This window comes from Streptococcus suis (assembly GCA_024583055.1).
Taxonomy (GTDB): Bacteria; Bacillota; Bacilli; order Lactobacillales; family Streptococcaceae; genus Streptococcus; species Streptococcus suis_V.
This window is the reverse complement of the sequence record CP102145.1, coordinates 1,209,939-1,230,524: the sequence shown is the minus strand read 5'-3', so window position 1 is coordinate 1,230,524 and position 20,586 is coordinate 1,209,939. Positions and strand designations below refer to the sequence as shown.

Genomic DNA, 20,586 nt, shown 5'->3' with positions numbered 1-20,586 from the left:
AGAGAGGTATTTCTAGTCTTTTAAAGTAATAGTATAACCATTTTAAATGGTGCTATCAAACTATAAAGTTAATCTCCTTATTATTGTAAATTATTCAAAGCTTTATCACAGTTAACTTGCTCTGCCATTTCCCTAAGAAAGGAGTTTCTATGCTAAAAGTTCGTGATATCTGTAAATGCTATGGTAGCCATCAGGTCTTGTCCTATGTGTCCTTTGAGCTACAAGCGGGGGACTTGGTTGCCCTAGTCGGTCCCAATGGTGTGGGAAAATCCACCCTCCTGAATATCATCAGCAATACAGAAACAGCTGACCGTGGGTCGGTAACCATCAATGGTCGTCCCAATAGTGGCCGAGCGATTTTTCAAGATATGTCTGTCATGTTGGATGCCCAAGCCCTTTATCCACAGTTGACGGGTTATGACCATCTGACCTATGTGGCTGCCACCCACAAGCTGGAGAAAAAGGAAGTGGAAGCGTTAGTGGAAGAATTGGGGATGGGCTACTATGTCAAAAAGCGGGTGGCTGGCTATTCCATGGGCATGAAGCAGAAGCTGCTCTTTGCCATGGCTGTCCTTCCCAAGCCCAAGCTCTTGTTGCTGGATGAACCCCATATCGGCTTGGACCCGACCAATATCATTCAACAGCGGGAATTTCTTCTAAACCTACAAGCAGAAGGGGTTGCCATTTTACTTTCTTCCCACCATTTGTCGGAGATTGAGAAGCTGACCAGTCAAGTTTATTTCCTCAAGGCCAGCAAGTTGATTGCAACAGAAGTGGAGTTGACTGCTGATTATGATTACCATCTTGCTGTGGAAAACTCCAAGCAGGTTCAGGAGTTTTTACGGGATTATCCTCAACTCGTGTGGAAAAAGGCAGAGCAGGGTATGGTGGAAATCTTCTTGCCTGAGAGAGATTTACTGGATTGTTTGGATTGTATTCCAATCCAGCAGGTGGCGGGCCTTACAAAAGCCAGCGACTATATGGAGTCCCTCTACCGTGATCTCTACGTGGAGGAAGGTGGTGAGGGGACATGAGGCTGAACTTTGAAATCAAGAAAATTCTCTGGTCGCCTCTTTACTGCCTGCTCTTGCTGGGTTTTCTAGGTCTGGCCTACCTTCCCATCTCGCAAAGCCAAGTCCACCAAGCGGCCTATGTGGAAACCTATAAAAAAGAACTAAGTGAATTGGCCAGTGTCTTGGCAGAGATAAAAATTGAGGAGGGCTCAGAAGAAGCACCGCGGATGCTGGGCTTGAAATCCGATATAGAAAGTGTCGGTCAGGCCTTAGATGAGGGGAAGTTTGAAGCTATCCCCAACTATCGAAAGCTCATGTATCAAGACCTGGACTATTTTATCAGTCGCAATCGACAGCTTTTTCAAACTCGGAATTCCTTGACACAAACGGAAGTCGAGCGTTTGGCCAGATGGAATGACTGGTTGCTTGAGCATCAATTGCCTGATGGTCCTGAAAACAAGGCTTGGTCAACAGGGCGTATTGTTCAAGCCTACTTAGAAAGTTTGTTTGGTTTTCTTCCTGTATTTTTGGTGCTTGGTTTTCTACTTGCTAATCAGCTGGCGGAAAAGACACTTGCGCATCAAGTTTGGCAGTTGCGGCAATGGGATAGTCTGAGTTTGCAGGGGATCAGGCGTTTGGCTGCTTCCTTGCTTTCGCTTTTGCTGGCTGTGGGGATAGGTTTACTTTTTATCCTGGTCTATGATGGGCTGACAGGTCAGTTGGCTTTATCTAGTTTTCAAGTTCCTCTTGAGATTTTGGGTCAGAGTCAGTTGATCGGCTCTTGGCTTTACGGACTTATCTTGCTTGGTTTTTGGCTGGTATTGCTTCTTGCTGTTCGCCTGCTATTTGGATTTTTGGACCACTTGTTAGCCAGTCGGCTGATTTTTGTAGTGACGGGGTTACTATTGGCTCTGGGGCTTTCCTATCAGGCTGGTGCAGTAGCTGGTTGGTCAGGTCAAGTATTTCCCTTACTGGCCTTTCCTAGTTTTTTAGACACAGCTGCATTTTCACAGGTCTTTGTAGCGGTGGATGTTTTCCTCCTGCTGACCATTGGGCTTTTCTTTGCTTACTATGTGCTGACAGAAAAGAAAAGGCTGGTCTTGCTAGTTGGTCATCAGAAGGAGTTAGACACAGGGCGTTTGGACAAGGTTTGGTCTTTTGATGTTCTCATCCTTAGTCGGCTTAATTCTTGGAAAGGGCTCGTCTTAGGCAACTTGCTCCTAGCTCTGCTATTTTCCCTAGTAACAGGCCTACAAAAGCAAGAGGTTGCCCAGGAGGAGAGGGTTTCGATGGAGTTGGTTGCCCAGTCCTATGAGCAAGATGGGGCATATGTGGAGCTTTTGCAGTCGGAAATCAACCGTCTGAGGCAGTTGGTCAAAGAGGATGTGAGCTATCAGGAGGAGTTGGAGCTGAGGCTTGGTCTCTTGCAAGAATATCGTGTCTATAAAGACCTATATGTCAAGCAGTGGCAGGTTTATCAGGAAAAACCTAAGGCTCTGCCGGCTAGTCACCTTGCTATGCTGGAGTCAGAGCAGGTCTATCTATGGGCTAGAGAGGAGAAAGCTTTTGCCAATGGTGATATTGGGGCCAGCCAGACGATGGACAATCTTCGCCGTTACCAGACCCGCAATCAGGTCAGTCAGTATTACTGGCAGCAGCTGATGGAGGCTGGGGTGCCTGCAACTAAGCGGGGCAAGGATGTCATTTTGACTAGCTTGGAAAATCGTTTTGATACTAATGATGCCTTGGTTCCAGCAGATGATCCCACATGGGACCGTTCCAGAGATTTGTCAGGTATCGGCAGTCTGCGCTCTCTCTTTGATGGTCCGGCCTATTTGGTGGTGCTCTTGCTGGCGGTTTGGCTTGGCAGTCGGGGCAAGGCGGTAGAAGTTGCTGGAAAAAACTGGCGTCTTTATCAGACCCAGCCTGTGGATTTGCGTCAGGTTCTGCTTACCAAATGGTTGCTGGGACTGGGCCAGGCACTTGGTTTTACGCTGCTCTTTCTAGCTAGTCTATTCCTAGTCAATAGTCTGGTCGGAGGAATCGGTTATCTGGAAGATGGCATAATCTTGCTTTCCCATTCGGAGAGGGGTATTTTTCTTGAACTCCTGAGGGGACAAGAACTCTGGGCTTGGTTCCTGCCCAATGGCCCTTATCTCTTGTGGATGGTGTTTGGCTTGCTTGTCTTGGAAATTGGATTGGTTAGTCTCAATCATCTTTTACAAGTTCGATTTTCCAATCGTTTGGTCGTTTTTATCTTGCTAATTGGATTGCTGGCTCTGCTGGACTACCTCCTCTTGCAAGACCTTATTTTGGATGGGCAGGAAATCTTTAGGCAGTTCGCATTGCTATGTTCATAAATAAAGAAAAACTGGCTGAAAATTCTTCAGTCAGTTTCTTATCTTTATTCAATCACCAACATGCCTTCTTTAACGGCAAATGGGTGTTCTGGGTCAATGCGGTCGTAGAACATGACACCGTTGAGGTGGTCGATTTCGTGTTGGACCACGATGGCATTAAAGCCTTTGAGTTTGATACGGTGTTTTTCGCCGTTTTTGTCCATGTAGTCAACAGTCACGCGCGCATGGCGGACAACGTAGCCTTGGACTTCGCGGTCAACGGATAGGCAGCCCTCGCCCCCTTCCATAGCAGCTTCTTGGACAGAATGGGCCACGATTTTAGGGTTGTACATGACCTCTTGGAGGGAGTAGGCTTGGGCAGGTGGGTTGCCTTCTTCATCTTCTGGATTTGGGACTAAGACAGCAATGATGCGTTTGGAAACGTCAATCTGAGGTGCTGCTAGACCAACTCCGCCCCGGAGTTTCATTTTTTCAGCCATGACAGGATCCTGGGAATGCTTGAGGAACTGCATCATTTTTTCGCCCAAAATAATTTCTTGGTCAGATAGGGGAAATGCAACTTCTTCAGCGACCTGGCGTAGGGTTGGATGCCCTTCACGGATGATGTCATCCATGTCAATCAAATGGGCAGCTTTTGTCAATCGTTCAATAACAGACATGATTCTCTCCTTTGAATATAGTTAAGATAAGTATAGCATGAAATGGGAGAGAATAAAAGTCGGACTTTTCTATCCATTCGCTTTCAAATCTGTTATACTAGTAAAAGACGAACGTTGAAAGGGAGAAAAATGAAAAGAATTTTAGAAAAAGCCAGTTTGCTGGCCCTATCCACCATGCTGGTTTCGACATTTGCTGTCTCGCCAGCTATTCCACAGATGATTGAGCATTTTGCCCAGCAGGGAATTGCAGCGGCCCAGGTGGAAAACTTAATTACGGTGACCTCTTTTGCTATTATGGTTACTCTATTGGCAAATGGTCTAGTTGTCCGTTTTTTGTCTGAACGAAACATTATCATTGCAGGGCTTTTGCTTATGGCCGTCGGTGGAGCTTTACCGGTGTTTCTAACCGCCTATCCTCTGATTTTGCTGGCTCGTATCTTGCTTGGTTTAGGGATTGGCTTGATCAATGCGCGTGCTATTAATATCATCGGTAATTTTTTCACCGGTCAGGAGCGGGTGCAGATGATGGGCTTGCGTGGTTCAGCAGAAGTTTTGGGAAGCGCAGGGCTTACCCTCCTTGTCGGTTGGTTGACCCAGTTTGGTTGGCAACCTGCCTTCTTGGTCTACCTTTTTGCCTTGGTCATCTTGGCTCTCTTCCTTCTCTTTGTGCCCAAGGAAGAATTACTGGCTCGCATGGAGGTAAAGGTTGAGGAGGACGCGCCCAAGGTCAAACTGGACAAGACCATGTGGATGATGGGCATTTATCTGGCATTCTTAGCCTTCTTTGTTATCAACGTCAATACCTTCCTGACCATTCGTATTCCTCAGATTGTTTTAGCCAAGGGCATCGGTACTGCTCAGCAAGCCAGTCTCATTCTCAGTCTTATGCAGGTCATGGGGATTGTAGCAGGGACGGTCTTTAGTAGCTTAGTTGGTCGTTTGAAGGGCTGGCTTTTAGCTGTTTCCTACGTGGTCTTTGGGCTCGCGGTTGTCGGCATTGCCTTTGCGGATAATCTCTGGATGCTGGGGCTCGGTGGTATGGTGTCAGGATTTTTCTACAGCATCATTCTAACCATTGTCTTTAGTCAGGTAACAGACCGTGCACCCAAGGCCTTGCTCAATGCGGTCATGACAATCGTCCTTATGGGCTGCAATATCGGCGGTGCGACATCTGCTATCTTGCCGACTTATCTGGAAAGGCTCAATCCAACCCCAACAGGTGCCTTTGGGATTTACGCCATCGGCTGTGCTTTGATAAGCGCAGGCTTGATTTATAAACAAATTCGTAAATAGAAATAGGAAATGTCATGCGATTAGATAAATTTTTGGTGGACTGCGGTGTCGGCAGTCGGACCGAGGTCAAAAAAATCTTGAAAAGCAAGCAAGTCACGGTCAACGGACAAGTGGAGACGTCGCCCAAGGCTCAGATCGATGAGCAGGCTGACCAGATAGCAGTTGCAGGTCAAGGATTGACGCATGAAAAATATGTCTACTATCTACTCAACAAGCCTAAGGGCGTCATTTCGGCGACAGATGACGACAAGCATCGGACGGTTTTGGATTTGCTGGATGACACGGATCGTTACAAGGAAGTTTTTCCAGTTGGGCGACTAGACATTGACACCCACGGACTCCTGCTCTTGACCAATAATGGTCCTTTGGCTCATGTCATGCTGTCGCCCAAGAAACACGTGGATAAGATCTATCAAGCTCAGATTGACGGAATCATGGATGAGGCAGATAGGCTTGCTTTTGAAAATGGGATTGAGCTGAAAGATTTTGCCTGTCAACCAGCCAAGCTGGAGATTCTTGCCCTAGATGAGGAAAAAAATCAATCTACCGTCCGCATCACGATTCGAGAGGGCAAATTTCACCAGGTCAAACGTATGGTGCAGGCGCGTGGTAAGACGGTTACGGATTTACAACGCTTGTCCATGGGACCCTTGCGCTTGGATTCGCAATTGGCTCTGGGAGATTACAGAAGGTTGACAGTGGAGGAGTTGACCAGTTTGGAAGGATTCGGAGTGGAGCTGTAAACTCTGTGGCTTCTATGCCTACTTTGAAGTAAATGAAAAAAATCTGCTCACTGGCAGATTTTTCTTTATCCCAAAATAATGGGATGGAGATAGGTCAAGAGGGTAAAACTGATGAGGGCATAGAAGATGGCGTAGCGGATGGCTTGGATAGGTTTGTGGAAACGGATGAGAGCCAAAGCGCACCAAACAATCAGAACGGTAACGAACCAACCTGATAGGAGTCGCAGGGGTGTTGGTCCGTAGAGGTAGATATAGATGCCAAACAATTTCCAAGCGGCTAATAGGGCAAAGAGACTGGCGCTGATAAAGACCAAGGTCAGGAGCAAGCGGGTGCTTTTTCGCTCCCAGAGTGGTTTGTCCGCAAAGATATAGGCCCCTGCTAAGACTGCAAAGTTGACCAAGCAGACCCGGACCAATTGCCAAAAACCTGTAACGGCAACTGTCGAGGCAGTCTGAGGAGAAATGCCATTGAGTGCCAGCAAATCCCCAATTTCGGTCAAACTGGTGACGAAAAAGAGCAGGTAGATGGTCAATAAACTGCCCAGTAGGAGATAGACAGACAGGGTAGGAAAGATACGTAGCGGTTTCAGTTGGTCCTGAAATTGCGAATAGGTCAGTGATTTTTTCGGATAATAGAGCAAGCTGCCAGCTACCAAGCCGAATAACCAAGCACCGACAGGTAGAGAGAAGATAAAGCGTCCGAAAAGGAGATTGAAATCCCAGCCAGAAAGCAAACCTTGAATAAAATTGTCAATCCTTTTCCCGAGGTCGCCAGTTGCTAGAGAGAAGGTTTGTGATACCTGCGACAGCTGCTGCCAAACAAAGTAAACAAGGAAAAAGGTGAGAATGGAGCTGACAGTTAAGAGAAGGATAAAGCGGAAGCGGGCAAGTGATTGTCCGGTCTGTTCTGGTTTATCTTCTTTAAAAGTCGCAAAATGCAGGCGAAGTAAGAAGTGTTTGAAGGGCAAGAGGATAAAACCTTGTAGCACATCATACCAGAAGAGAACACCAATTCGTCCTTGTGCCAGCCAACCATTTCGTGCGAGAACATAACAGACGAAACTGGTGTGGAGAGCTAGCAGTTGTAACATCTCAATCGATTCGCGAAAGTCCCAAATCGATAGGGCTAAGGCTTGCAGCAGGCAGGAGCTGGCAAAGATGATACTTTCTAAGTTAGGCTTGTTTAATCTTTTTTCCGTGGATAAAAATTGTCCGAGCTCCACCAGCGCTATCATTCCCAAGCTAAAGAGAAGGAGAAGTCGAGGCTGGTAATCGAAGAAAATATAGATATAGAGATAGGCCAGTAGGTAGCTGAGCCAGCGTCCAGTGTTAAAGACCTGTCTTTCAGCCGGAGTCAGCTGGGCAATCCGGTTCTTTGTCGGGGAAAGAGCGGGATTGATTGGGGAAATGGTCTGGTTAGAAATGCTTTTAACCTTCATGTTCATCCTCCTCATCGGGGACATATTCTAAAATATCCCCCGGTTGGCAGCCCAATTCACGGCAGAGGGCATTTAAGGTCGAAAAACGGATGGCCTTGGCCTTGTTATTTTTCAAAATCGACAGGTTGGCAGGCGTCAGCTCAATCAATTCTGCCAGACGACCGGCGCTAATCCGCTTTTGAGCCATAATAATATCTAAATTGATTTGTATCATAAGCCCTCCTTAAATCGTATAGTCAACTTCATCTTGCAGTTCGACGGCTTTACCAAAGGCATTGCGAACAACGCGCATGACCAAGGTCAAGGCGAGACCAGCAACTGTAATTAAGAGCATGGGCACGTAGCAAGTGACCCCCAGACCGAATGAAATCAGGGTAGCAAGCGCCATTTCCCAGCCCAAGACTTGTAAACTGCGGACATTTTCTGCGACAAATACTTGATTTTTCCCGATGTGCGCCACCAATTGGTAGAGATGGAAGAGGAAAATCAGCGCCAAAAAGCCCAAAAGATAACCGAAAATCAGCAGGGTCAGGTAGCGCGTGTCTCCTTGGAGCAAAGGAGAAGGGTAGATGATAACCAAATCAACTACCCATGTACCCGTGCACATGAGCAGGATGGAGGCCAAGAAAAGAAGGATTAAACAAGTTTTGGTCAGACTGATACTCCAGTCTTCATAGGTCGGATGTGGTTGTGACATAAAAACTCCTTTGTGATTTTTCTCTAGCATACCACAGAATTTATCGAATTTCAATAAAAAAATAATGAAAAATGATATATTTTTATTAAAAAAGGATAAAAAATAAACAGAGCAAGTCGTCTAGGAAGCTCTGCCATTTGCCAAAACAAAAGAAAAAAATCGGTCAGAACAACCGATTTCTAGTTTAAATATCTGCTGGTGCAAAGACGACCCGTCCATTTTCAAAACGGTCAATTCTAGCCAGAGATGTGACAGGAACGCCGGCATCAATGAGCAGTTGACGCCCGTCTTGGAAGGATTTTTCGATGACAATGCCGACACCGACCACGGTAGCGCCCGCTTGCTGGATAATGTCAATCAAGCCCTTGGCTGCCTGTCCGTTGGCCAAGAAATCATCGACAATCAGCACCTTGTCCTCTGGACTGAGGAATTTGCTAGCGATGGAGACCGTGCTGGTGACTTGCTTGGTAAATGAATAGACTTCGGCGGTCAAAATGCCTTCGGTCATAGTAATATTTTTATGCTTTTTAGCAAAAATCATCGGAACTTCTAAACTTTCTGCAACATAGATAGCTGGTGCAATACCTGAGGCTTCGATCGTGACAACCTTGGTAATTTCTTTAGAGCGATAGGTATCTGCCAAGACCTGCCCCATTTCTTTCATCAAGCGAAAATCAACCTGATGGGTCAAGAATGAGTCAACTTTTAAGATGTTTTCTCCTAATATCTGACCATCTTTTAAAATACGTTCTTCTAATGTTTTCATGGCTATTCTATCCTTTTCGCTATACTTTGGTGTATTATAACATTTTTTCACCTAATTACAAACAAAAAACGAACATTTAACTCAAATATTTGTATGTATTCTTTTTAAATGGATAAAAAACGAATATTATTATTAAAAATTATAAAAACGTATTGAAATGGATTTCTTTTTCTGATAAACTAAAACCATTATTTAGGAATGATGAAGGAGAAATCATGTCTCAGAAAACAAGAACGGAGCAGTCTTCCGAAATGCTATACGGAATTGATCAACAACCACCAAAAGGGATGGCTGTTTTGCTTGCTTTTCAGCATATTTTAGCAGCTTTTGCAGGAATCATCGCAGTGCCTCTTGTCGTTGCAAGTGCCTTGGGATTATCGGTAGAAGATACGTCTATTATGGTATCGGCTTCAATCTTTGTTGCTGGTATTGCCACCATTTTGCAATCGAAAGGTATTGGCCCAGTAGGTTCACGTGTCTCTGGTATGATGGGGACGGACTTTACCTTTGCCAATCCAGCGATCAGCGTTGGTAGTCAGTTGGGAATTGCTGGTATCGTGGGTGCAACCATTGCTGGTTCATTTGTAGAAATCATTTTGAGTCGTTTTGTGAAACCCTTGATGCGTTTCTTTCCGCCATTGATTACAGGAACTGTTGTTTCCCTCATTGGTATTACCCTCATGCCAGTTAGTATGGACTGGGCAGCTGGTGGAGCTGGCGCTTCAGACTATGCTTCTGTTGAAAATATCAGTATTGCCTTTACCGTCTTGGTCTTTACCTTGGCTTTAAATCATTATGGTAAAGGAATGCTGAAAACAGCCTCTGTTTTCTTTGGGATGGTTTTTGGTTACATCTTGTGTATTTTTCTTGGAAAAGTTGATTTATCGGCTGTTGGAGAAGCAGCCTGGTTTGCTCTTCCTAAAATTTTCCATTACGGTGTAAAATTTGACCTATCTTCCATTCTAGCCTTCATTCCAGCCTATGTCGTATCCTTGATTGGTACAGTCGGAATTATGATGGCCATTGGAGAAGCCTCAAATCAAAAGATTTCTTCTGAGCGGGCAGCAAATGGTGTTCTGGCAGACGGAGTTGGTTCCTTGATTGCTGGTGTTTTTGGGGCTGGTCCAAATACAGCCTTCTCACAAAACGTTGGCCTCATTACTTTGACAAAAGTTGCTAGTCGTCATGTTATGATTCTTGCGGGTATTATTCTTACTTTACTTGGTGTCTTTCCAAAATTATCTGCCTTGATTTCCATCATGCCCCAACCTGTTCTTGGTGGTGTTGGCATTATCATGTTTGGTTTGGTAGCTGCCCAAGGAATTAAGACTCTTGCAACGATTAAAATTGGGGACCGTGAGCTCTTGATTATTTCCATTGCCTTTGCGCTTGGGATTGGAGTGACCGTTCGTCCAGAATTATTGAGTCATCTGCCATCAGCTCTTCAAATGGTCTTCTCATCTGGTATTTCAACAGGAACCTTGGCAGCTCTCTTACTTAATGTTGTTTTGAAAGAAAAATAAGATGAAATAGGCTATCCTCGTGATAGTCTATTCTTATAGATAGTTATAATTTTTTGCTATTGGCCGAGAGAATTTGGTTTTGGTATACTAGGAAGAAACGACTATTGGAGGAATTTATGTCAGTAGAAGAATGGAAACAAGCACCGATTGCGATTTTGGGAGCAGGTGCGGTTGGAAAGGCTGTAGGAGCGGATTCTAAATTGGCTGGGAATCGTGTGCATTTATTTGACTTGCCGGAATTTGCAAAAGATACACTAAAGAATATAGAAAAAACAGGGATTACCTTGACAGGAGGACAAAATAGTCTTTACGGTTTTGAACGTAGCGGCCGTGCCTTTTTTGATCTGGTGACAGACCGCATTGAAGAGGCTGTTGCGGGAGCTAAAATTGTCATTGTGGCGGTGCCGTCCATTGCCCATGACCAATTTTTTGAAGCCTTGGTGCCTGTCTTAGAAGATGGGATGATTGTTCATATCATTCCAGATAATTTTGGCAGTTTGAAACTTCGTAAGAAGATGAGAGAGTTGGGTTGTCAGAAGCAGGTGATTGTCGGTGGCTGGACCAGTGCCCCTTACGGAGCTCGGATTGTCAGGGAGGGCGGGGTCATGACGCCTAAAATCGAGTTAAAATATCGGGCCATTACGCTTCGGGGTGCAGCTCTGCCCATGACCGACCAAGAACTCTTCCTAGAAAGTTCGCAGGCGATTGGAGCTTTTGATGCCATTACGGAAGGGGATGGTGTGACGGGCGGACAGACCGTTTTGGATGTTGGTTTTAGCAATGTCAATCCAGTCCTGCATTGTCCTGGTACGATTTTGGGAGCTAGCGTGATGGAGAATTTTGGTCGGATTTTCGGTGGAAATGATCCGCTCCAGTACTCGATCTATTCGCACGCTTACAGTGAATCCGTGGCAGAAGTGCAATATGCCTTCTATCTAGAACAGGTGCAGCTGGCGGAGGCGATTGGTGTTGATTTGCTTCGTTATCCCAAGGAGAATTTTTTGTCGCGGACCAGTATTTTGGGTCCAGAGTATATGGGTGATGACTGCATTGTTCCCTTCGACCAGCAGTTTCCGATGGCTTATGGGACTGGCCCCTTCACCATTCAGGACCGCTATGTGACAGAGGATGTGCCTGTTGGTTGCCATATCTATCATGAATTAGGTAAGAAATACGGGGTGGCCACTCCAGTTATTGATAGTATGATTGTCTTGGGCTCCGTCATGACAGGTCGAAAATTTTTTGAAGAAGGCTTGACCTTGGAAGACTTGGATTTGGCCCATTTGAGTAAGGAAGAGACCTTGGCTTACTTGGAAACAGGACTCTTTCGAGAGCGGGAGGTATAAATGACACATTTCAGAGCCAGTATTGAGAATGCAGGGCAGCTGGACCAGTTTTATCAGGTGCAGGATGCTTCTGTGGCAGGATTTTCCATTGGAATTATTACCATTGACTTTAACTATGTCAAATTACCGGGCAATGTTGCCAATGCGACCACCTTCTCCTTCCCGGTCGTCTATGAGGACATTGTTTTGGAAATAGAAGACCTCTTCAATGGTGAGGAGAAATTGTTGGACATGGTCATTGAGGCTGCTAAGAAGCTGGAGAAAAAGGGTGTGCGGGCTATTGTCGGTGCCTGTGGCTATTTCAATCATTTTCAGGAGCAGGTGCGGGATGCGGTAGCGGTTCCTGTCTATCTGTCCAGCGTTCTTCAGATTCCCTTGATTAAAATGGGGCTCAAGCCAGACCAGAAGATTGCGGTTCTGGTAGCAGACGGAGAGGGGGCCAATGCAGATTTCTTCGCCAAGGCCAATGCCTCTATTTCAGACTGTATTGTCAAGGAAATTGGTAGCTTGGAGAGCTTTGCTCCTATCCGCTACAACAAGCCTTATCTGGACAACGGTCGCTTGAAGGCGGATCTAATCGCAGTTGTGCAGGAATTACGTGCCAATCATCCAGAAATTGGGGCGATTTTGCTGGAATGTAGTGACCTGCCTCCCTATGCGGCGGCTCTCCACCGAGCAACTGGCCTGCCAGTCTTCGATTTCACCACCTTGATTAACTGGGTGCATTCGGCAGTGGTCCGCAGGGAATTTTACGGGTATATGTGAGGAGAAAAGATGGTCAATAATATTGACTATCTTACTTTTTCTGGTAAAATAGTAAAAAAAAATGACTAATTACAGGAGCAGAGCGACGATGACAGAATTGAGACAGCGGAGTAAAGACTTGGCCCGTATCTTTGACCAGCAGGTCGGGCTCTACGAGGGTTATGCACGGCGACAGGGGCTAAACGGCAAGTGCCTATCGATCCTTATGTGGCTCTATTATCATCCCGGAGGTGTGACACAGAATTTGGTCAGTAAGAAGACTTACTCTAGTAAGCAGGTGGTCAATGCCACCATTAAGAAATTTCTGGATAAGGGCTATGTTTTTTTTGAGGAAAATCCAGCAGACAAACGGCATAAGAAGGTCAAATTGACCGAGGCTGGCCGTGTCTATGCCTGTCGGATTTTGGACCCCTTGGAAGAAGCGGAAAAAACAGCCCTGTCCCAGTTCAGCTTGGAAGAACAGGAGCAGTTACTGGACCTCTTTGGTCGCTATGGACAGGTCTTGACGGAAATCTTAGGAGGAGAAACCAATGATTGAGTACCAAAATGTGTCCTTGACCTATCAGGTCAACGGACCAATCTTGAAGAATTTGACCTTTGACATTCAAGAGGGAGAATTCTTTGTCCTGATTGGACCAAGCGGGAGCGGAAAAACAACGACGCTGAAACTGATCAACCGCCTGATTGAGCAGACAGATGGAGATATTCGGATTCAGGGCAAGCGGCTGAAAGACTTTGACCTGCGTGAGCTACGCTTGGAAACTGGCTACGTCCTGCAACAGATTGCTTTATTTCCAAATATGACAGTGGCTGAAAATATTGCTCTTATTCCTGAGATGAAGGGGATGAGCAAGCAAGATATTCTAAAAAAATCCAGAGAGCTTTTGACCAAGGTAGGTCTGGAGCCGGACAGCTATTTGGACCGTCTGCCCAAGGACTTGTCTGGGGGAGAAAAACAGCGGATTGGGATTCTGCGGGCCATCATTGCCAATCCCAAGGTCTTGCTGATGGATGAGCCTTTCTCAGCCCTAGACCCTATTAGTAAAGGGCAGTTGCAGGACTTGATCAAGGACTTGCATGAAGAGTTCAAGATGACAACGGTTTTCGTCACGCATGATATGAACGAAGCGGTTAAGCTGGCAGACCGTATCTGCTTGATGAGGGCAGGAGAAGTGGTTCAATTGGGTACGCCTGATGAACTTCGTAACCAGCCTGCTAATGACTTTGTTGTTGAATTTATGAAAAATCGGGGAGGTGCCTAATGGATCAGTTGGTAACAACCTTTCTGGAACGCAAGGCAGACTGGCTGACAGCCCTCTTTGAGCACCTGCGGATTTCCCTTCTGGCCTTGATTATTGCTATTGCCATTGCGGTGCCACTGGGCTTGGTCTTGTCTAACAAGAAAAAGCTGACCGAGTGGAGCTTGCAGGTGACAGGAGTATTTCAGACTATTCCCTCCTTGGCACTGCTGGGACTTTTCATTCCCTTTATGGGTATCGGAACGCTGCCTGCGGTAGTGGCTTTAGTCATCTACGCCATTTTTCCCATTTTGCAGGGGACTTTGACCGGACTTTCGGAAATCGATCCTTCACTGGAAGAGGCTGCGACAGCCTTTGGGATGACCAAGCTGGAAAAACTGCGTAAGTTCCAGCTGGCTCTGGCCATGCCCATTCTCATGTCTGGCATTCGGACGGCGTCCATTATGATTATCGGGACGGCAACGCTTGCTGCCTTGGTCGGTGCGGGCGGTTTAGGCTCTTTTATCCTCTTGGGAATTGACCGCAATGACTCGGCTCTGATTTTGATTGGGGCGGTGTCGTCGGCAGTCTTGGCTGTCCTCTTTGGCTCGGTCATCAAGTTCTTGCAGGACAAGAAGCCTCGCACTATTCTGGCGGCTCTCCTGGTGACTCTCTTGGCAGTCGGAGCCAGCTATGTTCCGCTCAACCAGTCTTCATCGAAAAAGCTAGTCATCGCTGGGAAATTGGGGGCAGAGCCTGAAATCCTCATCAATATGTACAAGCTCTTGATTGAAGACCAGACGGATATCGAGGTGGAGCTGGAGCCAAACTTTGGCAAGACCAGCTTCCTCTACGAAGCCCTTAAGTCTGGCTCGATTGATATCTATCCTGAGTTCACTGGTACCATTACGACCACCCTCTTGACCAATCCGCCGTCTAATCTGTCCAATAACCCTGAGGAGGTTTACACTTACGCCAAGGAAGCGATTTTGGAGCAGGACGGCTTGGTCTACCTAGCTCCGACAGACTTTCAAAATACCTATGCTGTGGCAGTGACGGAAGACTACGCTCAAGATCATGGTCTTGAAAAGATTTCGGATTTGGCAAAAGTGCAGCAGACAGCTGTCGCAGGATTCTCATTAGAGTTTAACGACCGAGGGGATGGGAATGTCGGTCTGACCAATCTTTATGGGCTCAACCTTAGTGTCAAAACCATGGAGCCTGCCCTTCGCTACGAAGCTATTAAAAATGGAGATGTGCAAATTGTCGAAGCCTTCTCGACAGATAGCAAGGTGGTCACTTACAAACTGAAAATCCTGGAAGACGACAAAGAGCTCTTCCCACCCTATCAGGCCGCTCCGCTATTGACCAAAGAAACCTTAGAGAACTATCCTGAGTTGGAGCAAGTTTTGGGGGCTTTGGCGGGCAAAATCTCGACCGAGGAAATGACTCAGATGAACTATGCGGTCGATGTGGAAGGCGAGTCGGCAGAGCAAGTGGCTAGGGAGTACCTCGAGAAAGAAAATCTACTAAAATAGGAGAAAATACTATGTCACATCAACTAGAAAATGCTAAAAATCTTTACCTTCGTGGCATTCGCGACGGGGAAATCAAGGAAGTTCATGAAAACTATATGGGAGCCACTTACACTCAGCACAGTACGGGTGTTCCTGATGAGAAAGAGGGCTTTGCGGCTTTCTTTGCGGATTTTTTCAAACGCAATCCCAAGCGGGAAATAAATATTGTTCGTGCCATTGAAGACGGAAATTTCGTCTTTGTCCATGTCCACCAGAAACTCAATGACGGTGAGGCTGAATGGGTGACGGCGGACATTTTCCGTTCAGATGAAAACGGCCGTATCGTCGAGCATTGGGATGTCATCGATGCCTATCCAAAAACCATTGGCCAAACAGACCCGATTTACGCAGACTTTGAACTGACTGACCTAGACAAGACCGAGGACAACAAGAAAATCGTCCGTCGTTTCTTGGTCGATGTCCTTCAAAATGGGGAAATCGAGAAGTTTGACGACTATGTGGCAGCGGACCTGATTCAGCACAACCAAGAAATCACCCAAGGCGGTGTAGCCTATAAGGACTATCTTGTCGACAATCAAGTCAACTACGACTTTGTCTTCAAGGTGATGGGACAAGGTGACTATGTGGTGGCTTACTCGAAAGTCTGGATTGCAGGTCAGGACTACGCCCACTTTGACATCTACCGCCTCAAAGACGGCAAGATTGTGGAACACTGGGATAACAAGGAAGTCATGCCAGAGAAAAAAGACTTGACCAATCTAGGGAAGTTTTAAGAGGGGATGTCTCCTTCTTTTCTCTTGACTTGTTTGGTTTTTCGGTTGATAATAGAAAAAAAGATAGTGGAGTAGTTGTTCATGCTTAAATACCTTCGTGCTCTTCCCTTGATTGTGGTGGCAGGTGCTGTTGTATATCTTTCAATTTGGATGTGGATTGATAATGGGGATTGGACTTACATTTTTGCCAGAGTGTCTGGTATGACGGAGAAACATGCTAACAATCTGTCGCTTATTGCCATCGCCATTCAGTCCCTCTTTTTTACGTCCGATTGGTTTTATAGTCGTATCCGTTCCTTTCTAAATCGTCGTTTGGAAAAAGCCAGAGGGCTCAATCGGCAGATTTATTTGGGCTACAAGGCTGGAGTTGAATTCCTGATGGCTCTGCCCAAACGGACCATCTTGTTTAGCTTTTACCTGCTCTTGACTATTTTGGAAAACCTAGGTGTGATTGATAGTGCCAAAGACTATGCGGTGGTCATTGTGTTTATTATTGCCGTGGACCGTGTGACTAAAATCTGGCCAGAAGAAAAGCGGAGGATGATTGAGTTTAGTCAGAAGATTAAGAAACGGATAAGAGATGCAGGTGATAGCTAAGTTTACTGCTCTGCTATTTTCCCGAATAATACTAAAAAGTCTCGAAAATTCCTTGCCAAAAACTTCCTCTTTGTGTTACAATACCAAAAGCGTAGGTTTTTAAACTCATCCCGTGAGGTGAGAAAGACAACAGGAAAAATCAATTAAGGGCCTATGACTATGTATATTTAGAAAGTCTGGGTCTTTTTGTGTACCCAGAATGGGAGATTTATGAGTACAAAAGCCAATCTTTTGTTTGATGTCCATGAGAAACCAGCCCCGCTTCAAGGGATTTTGTTGAGTTTCCAGCACGTGTTCGCTATGTTTGGTGCGACAATCTTGGTGCCGCTGATTCTCGGTATGCCCGTGTCCGTTGCCCTCTTCGCATCAGGTGTTGGAACCTTGATTTACCAAGTGGCGACGCAGTTCAAGGTGCCGGTTTACTTGGGTTCATCCTTTGCCTATATTTCTGCTATGGCGCTTGCTGTCAAGGAAATGGGCGGTGATGTGTCAGCTGCACAGACAGGTATTCTCTTCGTCGGTTTGATTTATGTGTTGATTGCAGCACTTGTCAAAGTTATCGGTACTAAGTGGATTGATAGCCTCTTGCCACCGATTGTTATCGGCCCTATGATTATTGTCATCGGTCTGGGTCTTGCCAACTCTGCCGTGACTTCGGCAGGCTTTGTTGCAGACGGTGACTGGAGAAATGTCGTAGCGGCTATTGCTACCTTCTTGATTGCGGCTTTTGTCAATACCAAAGGGAAAGGCTTCGCCAAGATTGTTCCCTTCCTGATTGCCATCATCGGTGGTTATGTGATTGCTATCTTCCTCGGACTAGTTGACTTTACACCCGTTTTGGAAGCAGCTTGGTTTGAATTACCAGGTTTCTACCTACCATTTGAAACTGGTGCCTTCAAATCCTACAATTTCTACTTCGGTCCAGAAATGATTGCCATCTTGCCAATCGCAGTGGTGACAATCGCAGAGCATATCGGAGACCACACGGTTCTCAGCCAAATCTGTGGCCGCCAGTTCTTGAAAGATCCAGGTCTCAGCCGGACCTTGATTGGTGACGGTGTGGCAACTGCCGTATCTGCCTTTATCGGCGGACCTGCTAACACGACCTACGGTGAAAACACAGGGGTTATCGGTATGACCCGCATCGCATCAGTGTCCGTTATCCGCAACGCAGCCCTGATTGCCATTGCCTTCTCATTCTTGGGCAAATTTACCGCCCTTATCTCAACTATTCCAAGTGCCGTTCTTGGTGGTATGTCTATCTTGCTCTACGGCGTTATCGCCTCAAACGGATTGAAAGTCTTGATTGAAAGCCGTGTTGACTTTGGGCAAGTCCGCAACCTGATTATCGCAAGTTCTATGTTGGTCTTGGGCCTCGGTGGTGCAGTACTCAACATCGGTGCCATCACCCTTTCAGGTACAGCCCTCTCAGCCATTGTAGGTATTATCCTCAATCTTATCTTGCCAAAAGCAGAAAAGGCAGAATAAGATAAAGTGAAAGTCGGCTCCGGCTGGCTTTTTTTGAAAATAGCAGAGCAGCTCAGCTATTTCTCAAATCAGTTGACAAAAAGGTCATTCCTTGATAGAATGGTTAAGGTCCAAAAGGACAAATCTAGCTTTTTCTTGGTTACAGGTCGCCAACCTGTCACTCGGATTAGGCTCAAAAACAAAGGAGAACATATCATGGCAATCTCAAAAGAGAAAAAAAATGAAATCATGGCACAATATGCTCGTCATGAAGGCGACACAGGTTCAGTTGAAGTACAAGTAGCAGTACTTACTTGGGAAATCAACCACCTTAACGACCACATCAAACAACATAAAAAAGACCACGCAACTTACCGTGGTTTGATGAAAAAAATCGGTCGCCGTCGTAACTTGTTGGCATACCTACGCCGCACAGACGTAAACCGTTACCGTGAATTGATTCACTCACTCGGACTCCGTCGTTAATCAAGATGTGAGAGCGTTAAGAAAGTCCAGCAAAAATAGGAATTCATCGCAGTGTGCTTTAGCACACAAGTTGAATTATCTTTTTTGCCAGACTTTTAGCTCGAACTCAATTCAGCAAGAGCCTGTTTTTCAGGTTCTTTTTCTACCATTTGTCAAGTCTATCAAGGTATTTGACGAAAAATATTTTGAGTTCAATAGTCAAAATAAGGAAATTGTTTTCTTTTGGACTAAAGTTTAGTGAAAAAAGTGTATACAAAACCAACACCTTATGTTGAAATTTTTTGATAAGGTGTTACAATGATAGAGCATAAACAGTTTTATCGATTTTGGGTTGAAGCGTAATCGTAAAGTTTGTTATGCATAATGAGGTAATACATTGTCCGAATGAGTCGATGTATGGAGGCAATCGTGTGTGGCTTCGTTGAAGTCATTTGCGATTGCCTTTTTCGTTTCTCATAAAAGTCTGCTATATGGCAAGGATTGGTGTGACTAGCTGAAGCGATATTGTGAATGCATTTGAACAGAATCTTTCTAGCATAGGGATTGCCACGCTTGGTAATGTGTTCCTTAGCGATGAAGTTTCCAGATTCATAGTGTCTCAGGTCAATACCGATAAAGGCATTGATTTGATTGGCAGACTGAAAACGGCGAATATCTCCCAGTTCGCCAATAATACTTGTTGCAGTAGTCTCAGCGATACCAGGAATAGAAAGCAGAATGTCATACTCTGGTAAAGGTTGGGCTAGTTCCACCATTTCGTCTAAGACTGCCTGTCTCTGTTCAGAAAGTCTAAGCAATTCTTTTGTATAGTAACGGACCTCTTCCAGCATTGGAGAGGTTTTCTTGACGGCACAATAAGATTGATTAGCTAGTGCTATCAGCTTTTCGGCTAAGTACGCCACACGCTTGTCCGAAATCCGTTTTGAAGTGGATTGACGAATGCTTTCTAAGAGTTTATCCTGGCTTAGCTCAAGCACGAAGTCCTTACAAGGAAAAGCTATAACTAAGTTCCAGTATTGTTCACCAGTTGGTGTTGACAAGATATTTTCCAATTCAGGGAAAGTGACCTGTAAGACCTTGTGCAGGCGGTTTTTAGCCCGAACAATGTCCTCGGTCAGATTCTGATAGAAACGACTGAGATCCCGCAAGTTTTGGTAGACTTCTTCTTGGACATACGTCGATTTACGATTCAGTACAAACTGAGATTGAGCTAGTTTTTCGGCGTCAATTTGATCTGTTTTTCTCACACGCAAGCTATCCAGTTGCTTCTTGGCTTCTAAGGGATTGAGTCGTGTATAAGCGTAGCCATGTTCATCCAGAAAAGATTGAAGACGACGAGAATAGACGCCTGTTGCTTCAAAGATGATTTCTGGCTTGTGGACGGTTCTCAAATCGCCAAGTAGCCGTGAAAAGCCAATGGCATCATTGGACATGGTGTAGTTATGTACCTTCTCGCCATTGACTAGAATGGCTATTTCTGAACTTACCTTACTCACGTCAATCCCAAATACTACTCGCATGATACTACCTCTTTGTCTTGAATGATTCCTTGTTTTAGCGATGTCATTTTCAATACTCGACGTCTGGCGTCCCACATACTTTGATAACATTCTTCCTAAAACAGGTGTCTTGCCAGTTTTTGTCGCGACGTCTAGCGTCAAAAGAACCCTCGACTTAACAAGACACCTCTACTTTATCATCTTGAGAATGAAAAAAGTAGTGAGTACTCTCTCCCGTCGGAGATTTCTTCACTACTAATCTTAGTATGTTTTTGTTTCTCTTTTTTCCGAGTTTTTAGGCTGTGTTCGACTGCTCAAGATATAAAAGCGGTAAGAATGTCCAGCAAAAATAGGAATCCATCGTAGTGTGCTTTAACACATTTG

20 protein-coding genes are annotated in these 20,586 nt (G+C 45.5%); 14 read left to right on the top strand and 6 right to left on the bottom strand.

Features of this window, described 5'->3' with window-relative positions:
* The first annotated feature begins 149 nt into the window (after window positions 1-149).
* Window positions 150-1,034 carry an ATP-binding cassette domain-containing protein gene (locus NQZ91_06065; protein UUM56972.1) on the top strand — a complete coding sequence of 295 codons (885 nt, stop codon included), beginning with the start codon at window positions 150-152 and terminating at the stop codon, window positions 1,032-1,034.
* On the top strand, window positions 1,031-3,373 hold the full coding sequence (locus NQZ91_06060; protein ID UUM56971.1) for a hypothetical protein: 2,343 nt from the start codon (window positions 1,031-1,033) through the stop codon (window positions 3,371-3,373). The genes NQZ91_06065 and NQZ91_06060 overlap by 4 nt, the downstream gene beginning before the upstream one ends.
* Window positions 3,374-3,417: 44 nt before the next feature.
* Here the strand turns inward: NQZ91_06060 and def are convergent, their stop codons facing one another.
* Window positions 3,418-4,032 (bottom strand): peptide deformylase, encoded by a 615-nt coding sequence (def, locus tag NQZ91_06055; protein ID UUM56970.1) that lies wholly within the window; start codon window positions 4,030-4,032, stop codon window positions 3,418-3,420.
* Between the two features lie 129 nt (window positions 4,033-4,161).
* On the opposite strand from def, the gene NQZ91_06050 reads away from it, so the two are divergent.
* Both NQZ91_06050 and NQZ91_06045 read left to right on the top strand, forming a co-directional pair.
* Window positions 4,162-5,325 (top strand): MFS transporter, encoded by a 1,164-nt coding sequence (locus NQZ91_06050; GenBank protein ID UUM56969.1) that lies wholly within the window; start codon window positions 4,162-4,164, stop codon window positions 5,323-5,325.
* 14 nt (window positions 5,326-5,339) lie between these two features.
* On the top strand, window positions 5,340-6,068 hold the full coding sequence (locus NQZ91_06045) for an rRNA pseudouridine synthase (GenBank protein UUM56968.1): 729 nt from the start codon (window positions 5,340-5,342) through the stop codon (window positions 6,066-6,068).
* A 65-nt stretch (window positions 6,069-6,133) separates the two neighbouring features.
* Here NQZ91_06045 and NQZ91_06040 read toward each other — a convergent pair whose 3' ends face one another.
* From NQZ91_06040 to NQZ91_06025, 4 genes are all read right to left on the bottom strand, one after another.
* The gene (locus NQZ91_06040; protein UUM56967.1) at window positions 6,134-7,507 is read right to left on the bottom strand and encodes a DUF4173 domain-containing protein; all 1,374 of its coding nucleotides are present in this window, start codon (window positions 7,505-7,507) and stop codon (window positions 6,134-6,136) included.
* The gene (locus tag NQZ91_06035; GenBank protein ID UUM56966.1) at window positions 7,497-7,721 is read right to left on the bottom strand and encodes a helix-turn-helix transcriptional regulator; all 225 of its coding nucleotides are present in this window, start codon (window positions 7,719-7,721) and stop codon (window positions 7,497-7,499) included. The genes NQZ91_06040 and NQZ91_06035 overlap by 11 nt, the downstream gene beginning before the upstream one ends.
* A gap of 9 nt (window positions 7,722-7,730) precedes the next feature.
* Window positions 7,731-8,204: a DUF2975 domain-containing protein gene (locus tag NQZ91_06030; protein ID UUM56965.1), complete on the bottom strand. Its 474-nt coding sequence runs from the start codon at window positions 8,202-8,204 to the stop codon at window positions 7,731-7,733.
* Between the two features lie 184 nt (window positions 8,205-8,388).
* Window positions 8,389-8,970 carry a xanthine phosphoribosyltransferase gene (locus NQZ91_06025; GenBank protein UUM56964.1) on the bottom strand — a complete coding sequence of 194 codons (582 nt, stop codon included), beginning with the start codon at window positions 8,968-8,970 and terminating at the stop codon, window positions 8,389-8,391.
* A 215-nt stretch (window positions 8,971-9,185) separates the two neighbouring features.
* On the opposite strand from NQZ91_06025, the gene NQZ91_06020 reads away from it, so the two are divergent.
* From NQZ91_06020 to rpsO, 10 genes are all read left to right on the top strand, one after another.
* Complete coding sequence (locus NQZ91_06020) at window positions 9,186-10,493, top strand: purine permease (GenBank protein ID UUM56963.1); 1,308 nt, start codon at window positions 9,186-9,188, stop codon at window positions 10,491-10,493.
* Between the two features lie 116 nt (window positions 10,494-10,609).
* Window positions 10,610-11,839: an NAD/NADP octopine/nopaline dehydrogenase family protein gene (locus tag NQZ91_06015; protein ID UUM56962.1), complete on the top strand. Its 1,230-nt coding sequence runs from the start codon at window positions 10,610-10,612 to the stop codon at window positions 11,837-11,839.
* Window positions 11,840-12,604: an aspartate/glutamate racemase family protein gene (locus NQZ91_06010; GenBank protein ID UUM56961.1), complete on the top strand. Its 765-nt coding sequence runs from the start codon at window positions 11,840-11,842 to the stop codon at window positions 12,602-12,604.
* Window positions 12,605-12,692: 88 nt separating this feature from the next.
* A complete protein-coding gene (locus NQZ91_06005) occupies window positions 12,693-13,142 on the top strand; it encodes a MarR family winged helix-turn-helix transcriptional regulator (GenBank protein ID UUM56960.1) in 450 nt (149 codons plus the stop codon).
* Window positions 13,135-13,866: an ABC transporter ATP-binding protein gene (locus NQZ91_06000; GenBank protein ID UUM56959.1), complete on the top strand. Its 732-nt coding sequence runs from the start codon at window positions 13,135-13,137 to the stop codon at window positions 13,864-13,866. The genes NQZ91_06005 and NQZ91_06000 overlap by 8 nt, the downstream gene beginning before the upstream one ends.
* Window positions 13,866-15,380 carry an ABC transporter permease/substrate-binding protein gene (locus tag NQZ91_05995; protein ID UUM56958.1) on the top strand — a complete coding sequence of 505 codons (1,515 nt, stop codon included), beginning with the start codon at window positions 13,866-13,868 and terminating at the stop codon, window positions 15,378-15,380. Before NQZ91_06000 ends, NQZ91_05995 begins: the two co-directional genes overlap by 1 nt.
* Before the next feature lie 11 nt (window positions 15,381-15,391).
* Complete coding sequence (locus NQZ91_05990) at window positions 15,392-16,153, top strand: nuclear transport factor 2 family protein (protein ID UUM56957.1); 762 nt, start codon at window positions 15,392-15,394, stop codon at window positions 16,151-16,153.
* 81 nt (window positions 16,154-16,234) lie between these two features.
* Entirely contained in the window at window positions 16,235-16,750 is a 516-nt protein-coding gene (locus NQZ91_05985; GenBank protein ID UUM56956.1) for a hypothetical protein, read from the top strand.
* A gap of 210 nt (window positions 16,751-16,960) precedes the next feature.
* Window positions 16,961-18,238, top strand: coding sequence for an NCS2 family nucleobase:cation symporter (locus tag NQZ91_05980; protein UUM56955.1), 1,278 nt, complete (start codon window positions 16,961-16,963; stop codon window positions 18,236-18,238).
* A gap of 195 nt (window positions 18,239-18,433) precedes the next feature.
* Window positions 18,434-18,703 (top strand): 30S ribosomal protein S15, encoded by a 270-nt coding sequence (rpsO, locus tag NQZ91_05975; GenBank protein ID UUM56954.1) that lies wholly within the window; start codon window positions 18,434-18,436, stop codon window positions 18,701-18,703.
* A gap of 317 nt (window positions 18,704-19,020) precedes the next feature.
* Here rpsO and NQZ91_05970 read toward each other — a convergent pair whose 3' ends face one another.
* Entirely contained in the window at window positions 19,021-20,313 is a 1,293-nt protein-coding gene (locus NQZ91_05970) for an IS110 family transposase (protein ID UUM56953.1), read from the bottom strand.
* Between the last annotated feature and the right edge of the window lie 273 nt (window positions 20,314-20,586).

Coding starts and splice junctions, on each gene's coding strand:
- NQZ91_06050 (UUM56969.1), top strand. CDS start 4,162: ATGAAAAGAATTTTAGAAAAAGCCAGTTTGCTGGCCCTATCCACCATG.
- NQZ91_06065 (UUM56972.1), top strand. CDS start 150: ATGCTAAAAGTTCGTGATATCTGTAAATGCTATGGTAGCCATCAGGTC.
- NQZ91_06015 (UUM56962.1), top strand. CDS start 10,610: ATGTCAGTAGAAGAATGGAAACAAGCACCGATTGCGATTTTGGGAGCA.
- NQZ91_06035 (UUM56966.1), bottom strand. CDS start 7,721: ATGATACAAATCAATTTAGATATTATTATGGCTCAAAAGCGGATTAGC.
- NQZ91_06020 (UUM56963.1), top strand. CDS start 9,186: ATGTCTCAGAAAACAAGAACGGAGCAGTCTTCCGAAATGCTATACGGA.
- NQZ91_06045 (UUM56968.1), top strand. CDS start 5,340: ATGCGATTAGATAAATTTTTGGTGGACTGCGGTGTCGGCAGTCGGACC.
- NQZ91_06040 (UUM56967.1), bottom strand. CDS start 7,507: ATGAAGGTTAAAAGCATTTCTAACCAGACCATTTCCCCAATCAATCCC.
- NQZ91_06000 (UUM56959.1), top strand. CDS start 13,135: ATGATTGAGTACCAAAATGTGTCCTTGACCTATCAGGTCAACGGACCA.
- NQZ91_06060 (UUM56971.1), top strand. CDS start 1,031: ATGAGGCTGAACTTTGAAATCAAGAAAATTCTCTGGTCGCCTCTTTAC.
- NQZ91_05985 (UUM56956.1), top strand. CDS start 16,235: ATGCTTAAATACCTTCGTGCTCTTCCCTTGATTGTGGTGGCAGGTGCT.
- rpsO (UUM56954.1), top strand. CDS start 18,434: ATGGCAATCTCAAAAGAGAAAAAAAATGAAATCATGGCACAATATGCT.
- NQZ91_06025 (UUM56964.1), bottom strand. CDS start 8,970: ATGAAAACATTAGAAGAACGTATTTTAAAAGATGGTCAGATATTAGGA.
- NQZ91_06030 (UUM56965.1), bottom strand. CDS start 8,204: ATGTCACAACCACATCCGACCTATGAAGACTGGAGTATCAGTCTGACC.
- def (UUM56970.1), bottom strand. CDS start 4,032: ATGTCTGTTATTGAACGATTGACAAAAGCTGCCCATTTGATTGACATG.
- NQZ91_05990 (UUM56957.1), top strand. CDS start 15,392: ATGTCACATCAACTAGAAAATGCTAAAAATCTTTACCTTCGTGGCATT.
- NQZ91_05970 (UUM56953.1), bottom strand. CDS start 20,313: ATGTTATCAAAGTATGTGGGACGCCAGACGTCGAGTATTGAAAATGAC.
- NQZ91_06010 (UUM56961.1), top strand. CDS start 11,840: ATGACACATTTCAGAGCCAGTATTGAGAATGCAGGGCAGCTGGACCAG.
- NQZ91_06005 (UUM56960.1), top strand. CDS start 12,693: ATGACAGAATTGAGACAGCGGAGTAAAGACTTGGCCCGTATCTTTGAC.
- NQZ91_05980 (UUM56955.1), top strand. CDS start 16,961: ATGAGTACAAAAGCCAATCTTTTGTTTGATGTCCATGAGAAACCAGCC.
- NQZ91_05995 (UUM56958.1), top strand. CDS start 13,866: ATGGATCAGTTGGTAACAACCTTTCTGGAACGCAAGGCAGACTGGCTG.